This is a genomic window from Rhodopila globiformis (assembly GCF_002937115.1).
Lineage (GTDB): Bacteria > Pseudomonadota > Alphaproteobacteria > Acetobacterales > Acetobacteraceae > Rhodopila > Rhodopila globiformis.
The window spans coordinates 1-15,109 of record NZ_NHRY01000067.1; the positions used below are offsets into that span (position 1 = coordinate 1).

Consider the following 15,109-nt stretch of genomic DNA (forward strand, 5'->3'; position numbering starts at 1 on the left):
GTGGAGGCCACACGCGCCGGAGAAGAGGGGGCATGCTGGCGACCGTACGCCAGGCGCGGCGAACAGACAGTGGTGTTCGGCCGAGGCACGGGCCGCGCGCCGGATGGGCATTGATGTCCTTCCAGCGACTCCAAAATAGGTAGGCTTCGACGCAGCCGGGGATCGCCCGCCATCGGGTCGGGTGCCGATCGGCCGACGACAGCGGAGCCACAGGATGCGCGGACTGGACGGATTGCGGGTGCTGGTCACGGGAGCGGCGCAAGGCATCGGCCTGGCGGCCGCGCGGCGCTTCGCGCAGGAAGGGGCGCGCGTGGCGCTGAACGACCGTGACGACGGTCCGGCGTTGCAAGCCGCCTTGGCCGCGCTGCCGCCGGTGGCAAGCGGCCCCCACCTGCCGGCGCCCGGCGACGTGGCGGACGAGGCCGCGGTGGCGCGCTTCATGGCGGCGGCGATCGCCCGGCTGGGCGGCCTGGACGTGCTGGTCAACAATGCCGGCATCCAGCTCCGGGCACCGTCCGAGCACCTGGCGATGGACGATTTCGACCGCGTGCTGGCGGTGAACCTGCGCGGCACTGTCCTGTGCGCCCGTGCCGCGATCCGGCAGTTCCTGGCGCAGGGGAGCGGCGGCGTGGTGCTGAACGCCTCCTCGGCGCACGAGACCATCCCCAAGCCGGGCTACCTGGGCTACGCCGCCAGCAAGGGCGCGATCGGCAACGTGACCCGCACCCTGGCGCTGGAGTTCGCCGGGCGCGGCATCCGGGTGAACGCCGTCGCACCCGGCGCCACGGTGACGCCGATGAACGCGGCGTGGACGGGGGATGCGGGGGCGCGGGCGGCGGTGGACAGGCACATTCCGCTGGGGCGGAGCGGGGCGGCGGAGGAGGTGGCCGCGTGCTTCGCGTTCCTGGCGTCGGCGGATGCGGGGTATATTACGGGGCAGACGGTTTATGTGGACGGGGGGTTGAGCCTGTACGCCGAATTCCGGGAGAACTGGGCCTCGTGACTACAAAGAAATATTCCTCACCTCGCCGGCGGGCCGGATACCTGACAGCCATTGCCGATCCCAACGGGTGGCAACCAACCGGCCGCGCCGACGTTGTCCGTCGGGGTGCCGGCAACGGCTGACGCGGCCGGGAACCCTGTCACAGGCACGCGCTCCAGGACCCAAGGGAGTGGATCATGACGGAAACAGGTTCAAGGCCGCTCAATCCGGGCGACGAGGCTGCCCCCGGCACACCGGGAAGCGGTGAGGATGTCTGCCCGAAATGTTCCGGATCAGGTCGTATCGGCGGCAGGAACTGCGAGAACTGCGGCGGAACGGGAAAGATCATCCGGGCTATCGGCGGCGCCTGACCGAAGGCGCCGGGCCGGTGGCATGGACCGCGCACGGGGCACCATCCCGTTGACGATACGGAAGGAACCCTTCGACTTCGACGAAGCGTTCCGCCGCCTGCGCATCGCCGTCACCGATCTGCCCAAGGCCGCGATGTTCGAGCTGCGCGATCGCGGCCACGCCAGCGTGTTCGAGCAACTCGTGGCCAGCCTCGTCTCAGGCCGCACCCGCGACGAGACGACGGTTCCCGTCTGCCTGCGCCTGTTCGCCGCGGCCCGCACGCCCGAGGCGATGGCGTCCCTGGACGAGCCCACGCTGGTGCGCCTGCTGCACGGCGTCACCTTTCCCGAACCGAAGGCTCGCGACATCCGCGCGCTGTCGCAACGCATAGAGAACGAATTTGCCGGCGTGCCGCCAGACACGCCCGAGGGCCTGATGACCTTCCGCGGTGTCGGCCCGAAAATCGCCGCGCTCGCGCTTGGCGTCGCGCTCGGGCGGCCGCTGATCGCGGTTGACGTCCACGTCCATCGCGTCGCCAACCGTTGGGGGATCGTGGCGGTCTCTACCCCCGAGCGCACCCAGGCCGCGCTGCAGGCCGTTCTGCCGGAGCGTTACTGGATAGAAATTAACGAGCGGCTGGTCCCCTTCGGCAAGCACGTCTGCACCCGGGAACGGCCACACTGCACCCGCTGCCCCCTGCTGCCCATGTGCCGCCAGATCGGCGTGGGCACCCACCGCTGAGCCACACCGCCCACGCCGCCGCGGACAACGCCGGGATCATTACGGCGGGAACGCCTCCTCCTCCGCCTCGATCCTGTCAGGATCGAGATCCATACCCAGCCCGGGGCGATCAGGCAGATGGATCTCGCCACGGTCCGGCCTGACCGGATGGGCCAGGAAATGCTGGTGGATATCGTTCCATTTGACAAGATATTCCTGAAACGGCGTGTGGATCGGCGACTGCGTCACCGAGAAATGAATGCCCGCCAGCGTCGAGTGCCCGTGCGGTATCGTGATCAGGTCATGCGCCGTCGCGCAGGCCGCGATCTTCAGCGTCTCCGACAAGCCGCCGCACCAGTAGATGTCGGGCTGCAGGATATCGAGCGCGCCGGCATCAATGAACCGCCGGAAGCCCCAGCGCGTGTACTCGTGCTCGGCCCCTGCGAGCGGGATGCTGATCTTGTCCTTGATCCGCCGGTAACTGTCGATACGATCCGGCATGCAGCATTCCTCCAGCCAGCGCGGCCGGAATTCCGCAATGCGCGTAGCAAGATCGATGACGTAGCCCGGCTCCATCGCTTGCCAGCAATCCAGCATGATGTCGTCGTCCTCGCCCAGCGCCTCGCGCAGCGTGCGGACGAGCGCAACGTTCCGGCGCATCCCGTCGGGCCCGCTCATCGGGCCGTGGCGGAAGAACCATTTCTGCGCGGTGTAGCCCTGTTCCTTGAATGCCAGCGCACGTTCGCGCACCAGGCCGGAATCCTGGGTGGCGAAGCCGACCATGCTGGCATAAGCCGGGATCGAGGGCCGCGTCGGGCCACCCAGCAGCCTGTAAACGGGCTGCCCCAGCCAGCGCCCCTTCAGGTCCCACAGCGCGCAATCGACGGCGCTGATCGCCAGCATCGCGTCGCCCTGGCGGCCATGCACCATCAGGCGATGCATCTGGTCCCACAGCATTTCGTGCGCGATCGGGTCGCGACCCAGCAGCATGGGACGCAACCGGCGGCCGATGAAGAACGCGACAGTCTCCGGCACCGGGCCGGCAATGCCGATGACCCCGTCGTCGGTTTCGATCTGCAAGAAGTACGTCTCGATGACGAACCCATCCGCGCGCTGCTCGCCGCCCTCAAAATCCTGCCGCGCGCGATATTCCGGATATATATCGATCGGCCGGACCAGCCGCTCCTCCCAGAACGGCGCGGATGTCGGCATGGTCCCGCGCAGCCTGCGCAGGCGGACGGCGGTGATCTTCATGCTGGCCTGGTCGGTTTCATCGATAACGTTCCTTTCGTTGCGACTACGGCCTGGCCGCCACCCGTCAGGACGCCGCCATGCCCTTGTCGGCAAGTTCCTTGATCGCCTGCGGGTTCTTGGAAAGATGGGACAGGCCCATGCCCTGCAGCACGTTCGGCGCCTTGGAGAACTGGATGTTGTCGTAGCCAACGATCTCGATGCGGTTGCCCCACGGATCGCGGAAATCGAGGAACGGTCCCGGAAGCGTCTCGACCCCGGCCGCGATCAACGCCTGGCGCACCGTCTCCCTGTCATCGACCACCAGACCGAAATGGCGCCCATCGTCGGCCGGCTGGCGCCGCCCCTTCTGCAGCGCGAGAAACTGGTCGCCCAGGTCGATGAAGGCCATGTCGGCGCTCTTCCCGCGGAGCCTGAACGCGAACAGCCGCCCGTAGAAGGCGAGCGCTTCGTCAATGTCGCCAACCTCCAGCGCAACGTGATTCACGCCGATGGCATGGGCTTTCCTGGCTTCGGACATCGGACCTCGCGGAATATGCGACTGTGAGTCGGCAAATGGGCATTGCATCCGCGCATTTCCAGCGGACGAGGCCACGCCGTCACGCCCCGGGTCAGAGGCCGGCGACAGGGTCCCAGGCCCAGTAGCGGGCGACGGCGCCGGCGTCCACGCGCAGATCCGTCCCGGTGATCATGGCGGCCGAATCGGAGGCCAGGAAGACCGCGGCCTTGCCGTAGTCGCTGGGACGCGGCAGGCGCTGCATCGGCACGCGCGCGCGGAAGCGATCCATTCTCCCTAGGGAATCTTCCGGCCGCGTGACCGAGCGCCCCCACCGCTCGGCGCGATCGAACGACTCCGACGAATCGGTCGCCGTCGGCGTAAGGCTGTTCACCCTGATGCCGTATCGAACCAGTTCCATGGCGGCGGAGCGGGTGAAGTTCAGCAGCCCGCTCTTGGCGGTGCAGTAGGCAATGTTGCCAGGCTCGCCCTGGTGCCCCGCGGTCGAAATGATGTTGATGATGGCGCCACCGGTCCCACACTGTATCATTCGCTTGGCAACGTGCCGGGTGAACAGGAACGCGCCGCCGAGAATCACCCTGGTCTGCTGTTCCCACTCGGCAAAGGACATGTCCAGGACACCCTTCCGGTTGAAGAAAGCCGCGTTGTTGACAAGGATGTCGATCCGGCCGAACGTTTCCACCGCGGACGCCACTGCCGATTCGACCTGCGCCTCGTCCGTCACGTCGGCGGTGATCCCGATCGCCCGCCGTCCCGTGCTTTCGATGGCACGGGCGCAGTCCGCGGCATTCTCCGCGCGCGCGTCTACGGCGACGACCGCCGCGCCCGCCGCGGCCAGGGCTTCGGCGAGGCCGCCGCCGATATTCGGGCTCGTTCCGGTCACCAGGGCGACTTTATCGTGCAACATGGCAATGAACCCCGTGCTGGCGATGCGCTGCCCTCGGATCAGGATGGCGGCGCAATCAGAAATGTCTTGGACGAGTTGAAGATCCAGGTATCGACGAAGCCCAGTTTCTGCGGCCGGCGACCCAGCGCCTGAAGCGCGCCGACCAGGCACATCCAGTTCAGGATCTCCTGCTGCCCGCTGTCCTCGACCGCCTGTCCGGGATAAGCGCGCCAGGCGTCGTAATTGCCGCTTCGCAGGTGTTCATACATCAGCCGATCGGCTTGCGTATCGGGATAGAGATAGTGATGCTTCCCGACAAGGAACGCGTGTGACCATCCTGACGACGCAAGCAGCGCCACGCGATAGGGCGAGTCCGCCAGGATGCGCGCAGTCGCGGCCCCCAGGTCGAACAACCGCCACGGCATCGGCGCCGGCGGATCCAGATCGGCATCGGCCAGTTGCGTATCGAATTTTGGCATGCCCCCATGCTGTGAAACGACTTTCCGGCCATAGCAATTGATGGCGAACGGCAGGATCGGGTACGGGAAACCGCGCCGCGCGTAATCAAGATAAAGCACCGCATTGGCGAAGGCATGGCCGAGCGGATGATGCAGCGGCTTGTAGGAATAGGCGGTATCGAAACCCGCCTCGAGAAGACGGCTCGCGAGCATCTTGCCCGCCACGCGGTTGCCCTGAAGTTCGTAGGTCCGGTCCGTCTCCCCCCAGACGTTGTCGGTCGGCGGCGAGAAACGGAAATCGTCATAGGCAGCGACGCTGTAGGCCGGAATCAGATCCTCGCGGAAGTTCTCGTACTGGTCGTCGCCCCAGATCAGCACGAAGTCCGGTTTGAAATCATCGAGGGCCGCGCGGACTTTCTCCATCCAGCCGACAAGCGCCGCGCGGTGGCGGGCGGCCGCGGTCGTGCCCTCATCCTGTCCCCATTCCTCGCGCATTGCCGCCGGCCAGCCCGCCGGCGTGCGCAGTTGCGCCGGCAGCTTCGGGTTCGTCAGCATTCGTTTCAGAATGGCCGCCATGCGCGCGTCATGGCCCGTCAGCGGCGGGTAATGCGAGATGCCAAGCACCAGAATTTCCGACATGGACCCATTCCTCCCTGACCTGCCGTCGCCTTTCCCGCGTCGGCTGAAGCTGTCCCTACGCCTGGCCGCCTCCCGGCCGGGCCTGCACGCCGGGCGCCAGCCTGACCTCGACCGCCTCGTCGATGACGCGGGTTTCGAACACGGGTATGTCCGCCGTGGCGATCGGCGTCAGCGCCTGGCCGGTGGTGATGTCCCACTGGCCCGCATGCCATGGGCACTCGACGACGCTGCCTTCAAGAAATCCCTCGCCGATCGGCCCGCCGGCGTGGGGACAGAGGTTTCCGAACGCATGAAACCGGCCCTGCACGTTCGCCACCACGGCGAGACCGTTGCACACGACTTTCATTCCGCCGGCGGGTATGTCCGCCACCGCCGCGACCCGTATGAAGCCGCGCGGCGGATCGGGCGCAGGCGTGGCCGCGGCCTCTTGCCGCCCGGCCTGCGCCAGCCACGCCTCCGGTTCCTCGTTGAAGTGCCGGGCGAGGCGCTTGAGGAGGTTGTCGTTCGGGACTGCCGCCCCGTCGAGAATCCTGGCCAGCCGCGAGCGTTCGATCCCAAGCTGGCGTGCCACGGCCTCGACCGGTTGGTTCCGATCGTGCATCAGCTTCGCCAGTCTGTCAGTGAGCCAGCTCAACGCGCGTTTCCCCGCGGCATCAGACGATGAAGCTCACCTTGCCGTGCGGCCGCAGGGCCTCGAGATCGAGGACAACGCGCCGCTCGAGGATCGTGAAGCCGCCGTTGCCGGGAATAAGTTTGTAATGATACTCGCCGACGTACGGGTCGATGTTCTGGAATCGCATGCGGAAGACGACAAAATTGGCCTTGACCAGAAGGGCCTCTCCCTCGCGTCCCGCGATGCGGACGTTGCTGACCATGTGGCGGGTGCGCGACCTTGGGTTCTCCGCCCAGGTCAGCCCGCCGAGAAGCTGTTCCACCCGAGAGCGCAGCTTCGGCATGTCGTCGGCAATGAGATAAAGCGCGCTGCTGGGATCGCCGTCCGGCAGGTCGGTCGTCGGCATGATGTAGCCACCCCGCTGCTGGTCGAACAGCCCGAGCCACTCGTCGAGCCGCCAGTTATCCAGCAAATCCGCTTCCGCGAACAGAAAATCCTCGACCTGCTGTCGCGATATCGTGTCGTGCCGTTGGTCTGCGTTGTCGTTTGCCAAGGCAGGTTTCCTCCCAGGCCGGCGGCGCCGATCGTTGCGTAGGCCGCAGGCGATTTGTTCTAGTCCCCGGTGTATTCGGCGTGCCGGCCCGTGGTCATTCGGGCCTGCCACTCGCGCCAGAATACCCGCATTTGCAGCTCGCTGGGGCCGCCCGACCGATTGCCCTTCATGCCTCGGGAAATGTCGGACCATTCCACTTCCCTGTGCGTCGCGAAGCCCATCTGGCAGCCTTCCAGCGCCTCGACGTCGTCGGGCGTTGCGAATCCGCCGGGGCCCTGGAATGCGAGATACCAGTCGAGCCTGGCTTTTCTCAGTTCGGCAGGCTCCCCCCTGGGCAGGCAGGCCCAGCCGTCGATTTCCATGTAGTCCGGGCTCGTCGGATAGAATGTGCGGAAGACCCGCCAGCCATCGATGATCATCAGATTCGGAAAGATCAGGTAATTGCCGGCGCCGCCCTCGATCATGCGCGCCCTCGCGGGGCCATGCCGGCTGACCAGGGCCTCGTGCGATTTTTTCAGTGCCTCGGCCGCATATTTGTCCAGATAGGGCTGGAAGACCGGCGGGCGGGATTCAGTGCTCGGGTACAGTGTCGTTACATGGCCGTTACCGAGTGGGGAGGTCCCCCAGCGCGCGTTGGTCCCATCGGCGTTCGGTGGCGGCGAAGGCGGCGGCGGGCGGTAGCCGTTGCCGATGCCTTCCGAGGGCATCCATTGCGAGAAGAACCGCTCGTGCGTATAGGCGGCGTGATAGCCATCCATGCTGTTCTCGACGAGCAATTTCCAGTTGGCCCGCATCGCGTACTTGAACTGCCCCTGGACGAATTCCATGTCGCCCAGGTCGAGCGTGTTGTCCAGGACGGCCAGGGCGTCCTGCATGTAGCTCTCGAAGCTTTCGATTTCCGGATCGAAACTGACGAAGATGCAGCCGCGATGGATGTGCATCCTCGGCGCGGGCTCCAGGCCCAGGGCGTCGCGGTCGAAGGCGTCGCTGTAGGCTTCCTCGCCCGGGACGCCCTTGAGCTCGCCGCGGATGTTGTAGATCCAGCCGTGGTAGAAGCAGCGGAACATTTCGGCGCCGCGGCCTTTGTGCTCGCGACAGACCAGGTTGCCGCGATGGCGGCAGGTGTTCATGAGAATGCGCACCGCGCCGTCGTCGCCATGCGCGATGATCACCGGTCGCCCGCCCACCCGGCGCGTAACGAAATCGCCGGGCTTCGGCAGTTCCGAGACGTGACCCGCGAACAGCCAGCTTTTGTCGAAGACCGCCGCGCGTTCCCGGTCGAGGATATGGGGATCGATGAAGACGCTGCGGTGGACGCGGAAAATTCCGTCCTCGCGATCATCGATGATCAGCCTGGCGGCCTGGCTTCCATCCGGCATGGCTGTGTCTCCTCCCGGGTTCGATGTGGCGGCCCTCGCAGGATGACGGTTGTCCGTTGCCCCGGGCTTCGCCCGGTGCCGGAATCCGCTGATGCCGGCGCAATCGGGTCAGTCCGGCGGTTCCGCCTTTTGGTTGATGGGACCATTCCGTTGATCCGTGACGCTGTCAAGCGAGCCGCCGCATTGGCCGGGCATTGATCGCCCGGCCCCGCGCATCCCGCGTCCGGAAGCACGCGAGCCGATCGGCTTGCGCCTGTCCGAAATGGTGGTATGATGACATGATATCTTCGGGTGTGCCTGATACTCAGCGCCGGACCCCACGGGGGTCTTGTGCGTCTGGTATGACATCCGAACGATCTCGCCGCTGACCAACTGAATCCGAGAATGCCTGAAAACCAGAAGATCGTTCGCCGCAAACTGTCTGACGAAGTGCTCGCCCGGCTGCTGCAAGCCATCGAGAGCGGCGAATATCCGCCCGGAGCGCAACTACCGTCCGAGCGCGAACTCATGACCACCTATGGCGTGGGCCGTCCGGCGGTGCGCGAGGCCCTGCAGGCCCTCGGCAACCGTGGCCTGGTTGCGATTTCCCATGGCGAGCGGGCCCGCGTGCTACAGCCCACCGCCGCCGACGTGATCCAGCAGATCGACGGCGCCGCGCGCCATTTGCTGACCATGTCGCCGCAATCGCTCGAACACCTGAAGCAGGCGCGTGAGTTTTTCGAGGTCGGCATGGCCGCGGAAGCCGCGCGCCATGCGGAACCGGAGGACATCGCCCGTCTGGAAGCCGCGCTGAACGCCCAGAAATGCCTGCTGCAGACCGACACCGCGGCGTTCGTTGCGGCCGATATGGAATTTCACACGACGATCGCGACGGTGACGCGCAACCCGGTGTTCGAAGCGGTCAGCGGGGCGATGCTGCAATGGCTCAGCCGGTTTCATTCCGGCCTGCTGCATCGCAAGAGCCGCGATGTCACGCTCGTGGAACATCGCAGCATACTCGACGCCATCGCGGCACGCGACCCCGAGCGTGCCGCGAGCGCCATGCGCAGCCATTTGTATCGGGCGGGCCCGCTCTATTCGTCCCCGCCACAGGTTCTGGAAAAGGCGCTGTAGGGCAATCCCAGTCTGATGACATTGCGTACGAAACGCAGGCACGGACGCGCAACCTACCTTGTGCCTGCCCGCCGCAATATCCGCGGAAAGCCCGGCCGGTTCCGCATCGGCCGCGTCCGTCCGCCACCGCTCGACAGCGCCAGGACCAGCACGACGATCACACCCTCGACCAGTTCCTGCATGCCGATCGACAGGCCGGCGACCTGGATCGTGGTGACGATCAGCACGAGCAGGAACGCACCGCTCAGCACGCCCAGCGCGGTCGCGCCGCCGCCCGCGATCAGCGTGCCGCCGAGCACGACCGCGGCAATGGAATCCAGCAGGTACGGCGTGCCGACCTCGAGGAACGCGCCGCCTGCGTGGGCCGCCAGCAGCATGCCGTCCAGCGCCGCCAGCGCGCCGCTGATCAGGAATGCGATACTAACGATCTTGCCCGAGCGAACGCCGGACAGTTCCGCCGCCGGCAGGCTCTGCCCCACCGCTGTCAGCAGCCGGCCATAGACGGTGCGGCGCATGACAAAGGATGCAACTGCAACGGCCAGCACGGCCAGGATCAGCACGACCGGAACGCCTGCGATACGTTGGTTGGCAACGAACGACAACGCGCTGCTGACGGTGTAGGTGGTGAACTGCCGGTTGGCGAGCAGCGCGCCGGTGGCAAGGATGTATCCCACGCCAAGCGTCGCGATCATTGCCGGAATGCGCAGCCGCAGCACGAGGAACGCATTCGCTGCCCCGATCGCAAGCCCCGCGGCGAGCACCGCCGCAAGTCCAACCGGCAGCATCGAGTTCGATCCTGCAATGATATTCATCGACAGGAAGGCCGACAGCGTAATGGTGGACGGAATCGACAGGTCGATATTCCCCCGCCCCGTTGTCACCACGAACATCTGGCCAACCGCGGGCAGCACCAGGAACGCCGCCGACTGTGCCACGCCCGACAGGTTGGCGAGCGTCAGCCGCGCCGTCAGCACGTCCAGCAGCAGCCAGAGCAGCAGAACGCCCAGCGCCGACCAGACCCAGCGGTTGCGCTCCGCCCAGTGATGGAAGCCGCTCATGCCCGCGCCTCCCGCAAGCGGATTGCGCCGCGCACGCCCAGGATCGCCAGCAGCAGCAGGCCCTGCACCGCGGCGTTGTAATCGGTGCTTATGCCCATCAGTCCGAGCAGCGCGCCTATCAGCGAAAGTGTTACGGCACCGCACACAACCCCCACTGGCGCGGTGCTGCCGCCCAGCAGTTCGCAGCCGCCGATGACCACCGCGGCAATCGAAAGCAGTGTGTAGGCGTTCCCAGCGTTGATGTCGCTCGCGGTATTGATGGCGGTCAGCGAAAAGCCGGCAGCAGCGGCGAAGCAGCCGGCGATGGCGTAGCGCAGCATGGCGAACGCTGCCGCCGACCAGCCAAGTTGCCGCAGCGCGCGGGCATCGTTGCCGAAGCCGCGCAGCACGACGCCGGCGCGGGTGCGGTCGATCAGAACCGCAACGATACCTGCGATCACGATCAGCGCCACCGATGTCGGCAGATCCGGAACGTTCCAGTTAAACGCCGCGGTGAGCCAGGCCGGGCTGCTGCCGCCCGGCGTCGGCTGCAGCATGTAGCCGCAGCCGGTCCACACGAACGAGGCGCCAAGCGTCACTACGATGGACGGCATCCGGCGCAGCTCGATCAGCAGCCCCATCGCGGCATAGACCGCCAGCGCCAGCAGGATCGCCAACCCGCCCAAGAACGGTTGCGCAACGAGAAGCGTTGCGCTCAGCACGCTGACCAGCCCCGCGAACGGCCCGATGCCGAGATCGATCTCGCTGCCGCCAATGAAGAACATCTGCCCCAACGCCACCAGCACCACCGGAACCGCGGCCGACAGCAGCAGATCGGCGCCAAACGGCGTGGCAGTCTCCGGATTCAGCGCCACCATCGCCACCAGCAGCACAACAAGGCTGCCGGCGGGCGCGAACTGCACCAGTCTCGAAACAAAAGACGGCCCGGCATGGGCCTGCGAACCACGCGCGCCGGCCCCACCCGGTTCGATGAACGAACAGGCAACGATCGCCTCTTCGCTGATTTCGCCGCCGCGCAGTTCCCGGGTCACCTGACCGTCCCGGAATACCAGCACGCGCGAACACTCCAGAAGCTCGGCATCCTCGGTGCTGTACCAGATCACCAGCGCGCCCTCGGCAGCGATCTCGCGCACCAGGCGGTAGAATTCCTGCTTGGTCTCGACATCCACGCCGCGGGTCGGGTCGTCGAGCAGCAGAATCCGCGAGCCGTGCATCAACGCTCGCGCGACCAGCGTCTTCTGCTGGTTGCCGCCGCTGAGTTCAAGGATGTTGGCATCGAGCCGTGAGCCGACGATGCGCAATCGGTCCAGCAGCGGATCGACCGTCCGGCGTTCCTTGGTTGCGGAGACGATGCCGAGCAGGTTTCGCCTGACGGACCCGCCGACGACGATATTTTCGAGCACGGACCAAAGCGGAAACACGCCCTCGCCGCGCCGGTCGCCGGAAACGAAGCCTGGCTCCGCCGCGCAGCTTATGCCAGCGACCGCGACCCCGCGCCGGCCGGCCCGCCGCACGGCGTGCAGGAACGGGCGCTGGCCGTTGCCGTCGAGACCGGCAAGACCGATGATTTCACCTGCGCGGAAATTCAGGCCAGCCGCCACGCCCGCAACGGTCACAAGCGGTGGGGCGGCATTTTCGGCCTGGCGCGCGACAGGGGCGCTGCCAGCGGGGACGGCCGGCGGGTGGCCCCCCATCTGCTCCACCAGCGTCGCCACGCTGGTTCGTTCGGCCGCGCCGTCCCAGACCACGCGCCCATTGCGCATGACTACCACACGGGTTGCGACGTCGAGGATTTCATGCAGCTTGTGGCTGATGAAAATGAACGCGGCACCCTTGGCCGCGCCGTTGCGCACCCATTCGCGCAAATGCCCACTGCGTCCGGCATCCAGTGACGAGGTCGGCTCGTCCAGCACCAGGAGCCGCAAATTCCCGGTGGCGGCGGCGCGCGAGATTTCCACCACCTGACGCTGGCCGATCCGCAGCTCCTCGACCCGGGCGTCGAGCCGCAGCCCGACGCCGGGAAATATCTCCTCGGTTTCCCGGCGGGCGCGCTCGCGGAATCGGCTGCGCCAGCCCGACGCCGGGGCGAGCGGCGGCGCCGGCTCCTCCAGCATGAAGTTCTCGGTGACCGTCAGGTTGGCGCAGAGCGAAAGTTCCTGATGCACAATGCGGATGCCGCGCGCGAGCGCCGCGTTCGGCGAATAGTGCGTGAAGTCGATCGTTTCTCCCGCGATCTCGAAGCTGCCTTCGTCCGGTTGCACGAGGCCGCAGATGACGCGCATCAGCGTGCTCTTGCCCGCGCCGTTGGCGCCGACAAGACCGACGACCTCGCCAGGTGCAATGGCGAGGTCGATCGCATCGTTGGCGCGCGTCGGTCCGAACGACTTGCCGATACCGCGCAGGCGGACGACGGGTTGCACCTCCTCCGGCGGAGGTTCACGATACAAGCGACCGCCCCTCTGCATCGGATCATCGTGCAACCGCTGCGCCGCTTGCGCCATTCCGGGACTCCTCCTCGATCGGCCGACGTTCGTTCAGTCGGCTTTCTTTTCTTTATCAGACTGACTGGGTGTCCGTCGCCGGAGTGGTCCCGGTGACAGCCCCCCGCTACTCCTTCTCGCCCTTGATCAGGTTTGCGACCACCCACTCTTCGGAATAGGATGGGCTCACGATCAGGCCGGGAGCGAGGTTGGCGAAGTCCATCAGGTTCTGCTCGCTCACCCGAGCGACCGGCATGATCATGTCCTTCTTCGGCGGCTTCACGCCCTTTACGATTTCATAACTCAACCAGAACGCCGCACCGCCGATGCCCGGCGTGGTGTTCAGCGATATTGTTGCGTAGCCGTTCTTCTTATGTTCGTCGATCCACCAGTGGATGAAGTTGGAACTGCCGCCGCCCTCGATGATCGGCAGGTTGGTGGCATATCCGCCGGACTGCGTGAACGCCTGCGCGATGCCGAAGTCGTCGCCGCCGCCCTGGTCGAGTACCGCATCGACATGCGGCAGACTCGGCAGCACATTGGCGACCGCGGACTGCGCCACCGAGGTGGTGGCCATGCCATAGACCGTGGCCACCACCTTCATCTCCGGGTGCTTCTTCAGTACGCTCATCTGCCCTTCGTACATATCGTGATCAGGCGCGGAACCTTTGACGCCGCGCACGACCACGACATTTCCCTTGTCGTGGAGCTTGTTGGCGATCCATTCGGTCGCCTCGGCCTGGTAATTGAAGAAATCGAAGTTGAGCGTGTGGGCGCATGGCGCGGACAGGATGGAATCAAAGGCAATTACTTTGATGCCGGCATGGCACGCCTTCTGCACCACGCCGTTCAGGGCCGTTTCCGAGGCGGCGTCGATGGCGATGGCGTCCACGTGCTTGAGGATCAGGTCGGCCATCTGGCTCATCTGCTGGTTCACCGAGCCGTCGCCGTTCAGCACGATGTAGTCGGCGATCTTGCCCTCGGCCTTCGCCTGTTTCGCCGCCGCGTCGAACGCCTCGACCATCTGGTGGCGCCATGTATTGCCGTAATAGGCATTCGAAAGCGCGATCACCGGCTTGTCCGACGCGGCCTGCGCCGGCGCGGCCCCAGGCAGCGCGGCTGACGTGCCTGTCAGCAAAGCACAGATGGGCAACACCGATTTCTTCATGAAGTTGTTTCCTTCCCTTTATGATGTTGCAGGCGGCCGGGTTCAGGTCGCCTTGGGCGGATGGCAGATCTCGCGCACGGACTGCATCACCGCCTGCTTGTCGAACACCCGCTCGAGCCAGCCATCGCGGAAAATCTGCGGCCTGGCCTTCTCGATCGCGTACAGCGCGCCATCCGAGAACCGGCCTTCAGGGAAAACGTTGAACGCGATCGAAAGCCCGATCGTCAGATGGCCCATAAGAAAATCCGTTGCCGCCTGGCGATCAACACCACGGCGCGTCACTTCATCGACAGCCTCGCGCAGAGCGAGGCACATGGTAATGCCGACCGTTTCCGAAAGCGCGGGTTCCAGCATGGCGATCTGCTCGACCGTGCAGCGATGCGCGCGCATCACCGGCTTGTAGATCGTCCGTGCGATTTCCTCGCACAGCGCATAATGCTCCTCCGGCCCCTGCATCAGCGCGCAGACGATGTTCTGTTTGGCCGTGATGCCGCCGAAGAAATCCTTCTTCGCAGCTTCCGTCGTCTCATCGTTGAAGATCGGCGGATGGCACGGATGCGTGACGAAATACGTGACATCCGTGCGATCGGGCATTTCGCCGCCATAGGGCGCCGCCGCATCGAGCACGATCAGCGCCGCGCCCTGCTTCACCTGGCCGATGATATCGTGCGCAACCTTGCCGATCAGGCGATCCGGCACCGCGAGCACGATGACGTCGGCCGCCGCCAGCGCGCGTTCCAGGCCGACGCACGCGACGCCAATCGCATCATGCAGCCGCCGACGGCCTTCTTCCGATACCTCCACGTGGTCCACCGCGAAGCGTGAACCGCGCAGATTCGTTGCGAGGCGTACCCCCATTTTGCCGCCTGCACCGAGAAGCGCGATCTTCGTCATTCTGTCGTCCTCCTTCTGTCAAGCCGATCGGCCGCTGGATTTCACGC

The 15,109-nt window shown here is 65.9% G+C and carries 14 protein-coding genes; 3 read left to right on the forward strand and 11 right to left on the reverse strand.

The features are described from left to right. Positions 1-214 precede the first annotated feature (214 nt). Together CCS01_RS06580 and CCS01_RS06585 are read left to right on the forward strand one after the other, a co-directional pair. Positions 215-1,003: a glucose 1-dehydrogenase gene (locus tag CCS01_RS06580; protein WP_104518034.1), complete on the forward strand. Its 789-nt coding sequence runs from the start codon at positions 215-217 to the stop codon at positions 1,001-1,003. 372 nt (positions 1,004-1,375) lie between these two features. Beyond that, positions 1,376-2,074: an endonuclease III domain-containing protein gene (locus CCS01_RS06585; RefSeq protein WP_193540113.1), complete on the forward strand. Its 699-nt coding sequence runs from the start codon at positions 1,376-1,378 to the stop codon at positions 2,072-2,074. 39 nt (positions 2,075-2,113) lie between these two features. On the opposite strand, the gene CCS01_RS06590 is transcribed toward CCS01_RS06585, so the two are convergent. From CCS01_RS06590 to CCS01_RS06620, 7 genes are all read right to left on the reverse strand, one after another. After that, on the reverse strand, positions 2,114-3,307 hold the full coding sequence (locus CCS01_RS06590) for an enolase C-terminal domain-like protein (protein ID WP_104518035.1): 1,194 nt from the start codon (positions 3,305-3,307) through the stop codon (positions 2,114-2,116). A gap of 64 nt (positions 3,308-3,371) precedes the next feature. Beyond that, positions 3,372-3,824 carry a VOC family protein gene (locus CCS01_RS06595; protein ID WP_104518036.1) on the reverse strand — a complete coding sequence of 151 codons (453 nt, stop codon included), beginning with the start codon at positions 3,822-3,824 and terminating at the stop codon, positions 3,372-3,374. Positions 3,825-3,915: 91 nt separating this feature from the next. Further along, positions 3,916-4,728: an SDR family NAD(P)-dependent oxidoreductase gene (locus CCS01_RS06600; RefSeq protein ID WP_204848160.1), complete on the reverse strand. Its 813-nt coding sequence runs from the start codon at positions 4,726-4,728 to the stop codon at positions 3,916-3,918. A gap of 38 nt (positions 4,729-4,766) precedes the next feature. Continuing rightward, positions 4,767-5,804, reverse strand: coding sequence for a class III extradiol ring-cleavage dioxygenase family protein (locus tag CCS01_RS06605; protein WP_104518037.1), 1,038 nt, complete (start codon positions 5,802-5,804; stop codon positions 4,767-4,769). A 55-nt stretch (positions 5,805-5,859) separates the two neighbouring features. Continuing rightward, positions 5,860-6,438 (reverse strand): Rieske 2Fe-2S domain-containing protein, encoded by a 579-nt coding sequence (locus CCS01_RS06610; RefSeq protein WP_104518038.1) that lies wholly within the window; start codon positions 6,436-6,438, stop codon positions 5,860-5,862. A 19-nt stretch (positions 6,439-6,457) separates the two neighbouring features. Continuing rightward, a complete protein-coding gene (locus tag CCS01_RS06615; protein ID WP_170114623.1) occupies positions 6,458-6,970 on the reverse strand; it encodes an aromatic-ring-hydroxylating dioxygenase subunit beta in 513 nt (170 codons plus the stop codon). 59 nt (positions 6,971-7,029) lie between these two features. Continuing rightward, positions 7,030-8,349, reverse strand: coding sequence for an aromatic ring-hydroxylating oxygenase subunit alpha (locus tag CCS01_RS06620; protein ID WP_104518040.1), 1,320 nt, complete (start codon positions 8,347-8,349; stop codon positions 7,030-7,032). Between the two features lie 384 nt (positions 8,350-8,733). Here CCS01_RS06620 and nanR point away from each other — a divergent pair, with 384 nt between their 5' ends. Continuing rightward, positions 8,734-9,462: a transcriptional regulator NanR gene (nanR, locus tag CCS01_RS06625; RefSeq protein ID WP_104518041.1), complete on the forward strand. Its 729-nt coding sequence runs from the start codon at positions 8,734-8,736 to the stop codon at positions 9,460-9,462. A 53-nt stretch (positions 9,463-9,515) separates the two neighbouring features. Here the strand turns inward: nanR and CCS01_RS06630 are convergent, their stop codons facing one another. The 4 genes from CCS01_RS06630 to CCS01_RS06645 form a co-directional block, all read right to left on the reverse strand. Further along, positions 9,516-10,520: an ABC transporter permease gene (locus CCS01_RS06630; protein WP_104518042.1), complete on the reverse strand. Its 1,005-nt coding sequence runs from the start codon at positions 10,518-10,520 to the stop codon at positions 9,516-9,518. Further along, complete coding sequence (locus CCS01_RS06635; RefSeq protein ID WP_204848161.1) at positions 10,517-12,967, reverse strand: ATP-binding cassette domain-containing protein; 2,451 nt, start codon at positions 12,965-12,967, stop codon at positions 10,517-10,519. Before CCS01_RS06635 ends, CCS01_RS06630 begins: the two co-directional genes overlap by 4 nt. A 160-nt stretch (positions 12,968-13,127) precedes the next feature. Then, entirely contained in the window at positions 13,128-14,168 is a 1,041-nt protein-coding gene (locus tag CCS01_RS06640; protein ID WP_104518044.1) for an ABC transporter substrate-binding protein, read from the reverse strand. Positions 14,169-14,210: 42 nt separating this feature from the next. Beyond that, complete coding sequence (locus tag CCS01_RS06645; RefSeq protein ID WP_104518045.1) at positions 14,211-15,062, reverse strand: phosphogluconate dehydrogenase C-terminal domain-containing protein; 852 nt, start codon at positions 15,060-15,062, stop codon at positions 14,211-14,213. Positions 15,063-15,109: the final 47 nt, after the last annotated feature.

Excerpts from the sequence above, each read along its gene's own strand:
- CCS01_RS06580 (WP_104518034.1), top strand. The coding sequence starts at position 215 with ATGCGCGGACTGGACGGATTGCGGGTGCTGGTCACGGGAGCGGCGCAA.
- CCS01_RS06585 (WP_193540113.1), top strand. The coding sequence starts at position 1,376 with ATGGACCGCGCACGGGGCACCATCCCGTTGACGATACGGAAGGAACCC.
- CCS01_RS06590 (WP_104518035.1), bottom strand. The coding sequence starts at position 3,307 with ATGAAGATCACCGCCGTCCGCCTGCGCAGGCTGCGCGGGACCATGCCG.
- CCS01_RS06595 (WP_104518036.1), bottom strand. The coding sequence starts at position 3,824 with ATGTCCGAAGCCAGGAAAGCCCATGCCATCGGCGTGAATCACGTTGCG.
- CCS01_RS06600 (WP_204848160.1), bottom strand. The coding sequence starts at position 4,728 with ATGTTGCACGATAAAGTCGCCCTGGTGACCGGAACGAGCCCGAATATC.
- CCS01_RS06605 (WP_104518037.1), bottom strand. The coding sequence starts at position 5,804 with ATGTCGGAAATTCTGGTGCTTGGCATCTCGCATTACCCGCCGCTGACG.
- CCS01_RS06620 (WP_104518040.1), bottom strand. The coding sequence starts at position 8,349 with ATGCCGGATGGAAGCCAGGCCGCCAGGCTGATCATCGATGATCGCGAG.
- nanR (WP_104518041.1), top strand. The coding sequence starts at position 8,734 with ATGCCTGAAAACCAGAAGATCGTTCGCCGCAAACTGTCTGACGAAGTG.
- CCS01_RS06630 (WP_104518042.1), bottom strand. The coding sequence starts at position 10,520 with ATGAGCGGCTTCCATCACTGGGCGGAGCGCAACCGCTGGGTCTGGTCG.
- CCS01_RS06640 (WP_104518044.1), bottom strand. The coding sequence starts at position 14,168 with ATGAAGAAATCGGTGTTGCCCATCTGTGCTTTGCTGACAGGCACGTCA.
- CCS01_RS06645 (WP_104518045.1), bottom strand. The coding sequence starts at position 15,062 with ATGACGAAGATCGCGCTTCTCGGTGCAGGCGGCAAAATGGGGGTACGC.